Source organism: Vibrio sp. 10N.222.55.C6 (assembly GCF_041473395.1).
Taxonomy (GTDB): domain Bacteria; phylum Pseudomonadota; class Gammaproteobacteria; order Enterobacterales; family Vibrionaceae; genus Vibrio; species Vibrio crassostreae_C.
In genome coordinates this window covers 1-335 of record NZ_JBFRSD010000835.1, presented here as the reverse complement: position 1 = coordinate 335, position 335 = coordinate 1, and the positions used below count along the sequence as shown (strand labels likewise).

Annotated in this window: 1 pseudogene; it reads right to left on the bottom strand. The window is 45.7% G+C overall.

Features of this window, described 5'->3' with window-relative positions:
* Window positions 1–335 (bottom strand): annotated as a pseudogene (locus tag AB4486_RS26440) (alpha-mannosidase); the annotation flags it as partial.

The window sequence follows — 335 nt, the reverse complement described above, 5'->3', positions numbered from 1 at the left end:
GTCTCAAAGCTATCGCTGTTATCGCGTAAAACATCAACAAATGCTTCCATAGAAGAGATCGCATATACGTCTTGCTCCGGTGAGCGATGCGAGGCAGCTTGTAACGTTTTAGGGAGCTCAGGATCAATATTCACCTGATCGCCACCAGATGGAATAAGCACTTCACTCAAGCCAGAGAGAGATTTGATTTTCTCGACCATTGGGAAGATTTTCTTGTCTAGATGATCAGGGGTCGCCACCATGTTTTTAGCTGCGCCATAACCATGGACAAGGTTATAAGCATAAATCACATCCCCGCCCGCAGAACGCCAATTAAAATTAGAACGCTCTACCTG